The organism is Thomasclavelia sp., assembly GCF_047249845.1.
Lineage (GTDB): Bacteria > Bacillota_I > Bacilli_A > Erysipelotrichales > Coprobacillaceae > Thomasclavelia.
Genome location: NZ_JBKTWO010000157.1, coordinates 1 through 1,908 on the forward strand (window position 1 = coordinate 1; position 1,908 = coordinate 1,908).

2 protein-coding genes are annotated in these 1,908 nt (G+C 23.1%); both read left to right on the top strand.

The genetic code is table 11. The features are described 5' to 3' along the window. Nucleotides 1–309: GNAT family N-acetyltransferase (locus ACLR9T_RS14265; RefSeq protein ID WP_413110132.1), on the top strand; the 309-nt coding region annotated here is incomplete at its 5' end. A 736-nt stretch (nucleotides 310–1,045) separates the two neighbouring features. After that, nucleotides 1,046–1,908, top strand: an 863-nt coding sequence (locus ACLR9T_RS14270) for an ABC transporter ATP-binding protein (RefSeq protein ID WP_413110133.1), incomplete at its 3' end; no start/stop codon positions are given.

Consider the following 1,908-nt stretch of genomic DNA (forward strand, 5'->3'; position numbering starts at 1 on the left):
GATTATCATTTATCATTTGTATTGAATGAAGAAAATAAAATGATTGGTGATTTATTTGTAGAAGTTGTGAATAGAAAATTTTTTGTATTGGGATATGCACTTGAGAGTGCTTATTGGTCACAAGGATATGCAACAGAAATTGTCACAGCATTTTGTGATTATATGAAAAATGAACAGAAATTTAAAAAAGTACTTTGTTATGTTTATAATGATAATGTTCGTTCAAAAAAATTATTACGCAGACTTCATTTTGTTAAATTTGATGAATCATATTATTATGATGATGAAGGTTATATGAAGAAATTATGAGAGTCATTTCAATAGAAGTGGCTTTTTTTATTTATTACTAATTTTGAAACAACATTGGAATCTTTTATTTTTAGTTACAGATTTTTGAGTAATAACCTTAATAGAAGTGATTGTTTTTAATTATTTATAGTAAGATAAATAAATTTAATGTTTATTTAATTTAAAATTAATTTTTCTCAAAGATTTTAGAGATGATGATAAATATTTATTCAATTTAAAATATTTAAACATTTGATTAAATAAAATTTATATAAATAATCTAAATTTATTAGTCAAAATATTATACTTATAAATAAGTAATATTTATAATTTAACGGTTAGGGGAAAATCATTGCAAAAATAATGAAATTTATTTATTATAATAATATAAGGTAATACTCATTGTGAATGTTCAATATTTTGATGAAGTTTTGTATAAAATTAATCATTAATTAGTTATGATATGACTTAGTGATGTTGAAAATATTATAATTAAATTATTCAAATGCATAGAAATATAATCCACGATTATTGTTAACAAAAATAGAACGTAAATAATCTTTGAGGAAGTTATTCTCAATAAGGCTAAATATTATTGACAGAGAAAGATTATTAAAAAATGGTATAATATGTTTGATTATTTTAGTTCATATATGGATATGAATTAATCAATATATTCAAACTAAATATATGGTTTTTATTGTTAAGTTTGAGTATAGAGCATAGTCTGATAAAAATAAAAGGTGGGTGAAATATAATGTTACTAGAATCAATTAATAAAACTTATCATAATCACAACGAGGATATTCAAGCTCTAAATAATATCAATTTATATATTCAAGAAAAAGGTATGATATTCATTGTTGGACAAAGTGGATGTGGAAAAACATCGTTACTTCATATTATATCTGGTAAAGATAATGACTTTACAGGTCATATTGAAAGAGATGGTAAAATTGAAGTTGTTGAACAAGATATTCTTTTAATGGAATCAATGAAAGTTATAGACAATTTATTGATTGTTAATAATAATCGTCAACTTATTGATGAGTGGTTAGAAAAATTTCATATGAAAGAGTTTGTTCATCAAAAGGTTAAGAAGTTATCCGTTGGGCAAAAGAAGCGTATACAAATTATACGATCATTACTAGTAGAAAGTGATTATTTAATTTGTGATGAACCAACTGCTTCATTAGATTATGAAAATGCTGAGATAATTATGGAGATTTTACAAACTATATCTCAAGACAAAAGTGTTATTATAGTTACACATGAGGTGGCGTTAATAGAAAAATATGCTGACCGTATTATTACTATGAAAAAAGGAAAGGTTGTCAATGATAAGGTTGTTAATGAAAAAGAACAATTGATAATTAATAAAATATCAGATATTAGTAAAAGTAATAATCAAAGGTTAAGATTCTTAATAAAAAGTTTAAAATGTCATCCAGTTGAACTTATATCAAAATTCTGTTTGATTTTTCTAATTTTAATAATAGCATTTGTTTGTACTTCACTGTTTTCATCGACGAGAGAAGCAGTCATTGAAAAAAATAAATGGCGTAATTCAGAAAATCTTATTATTACTCAACCTCATGAAGATAATAATAAGTATAGAGG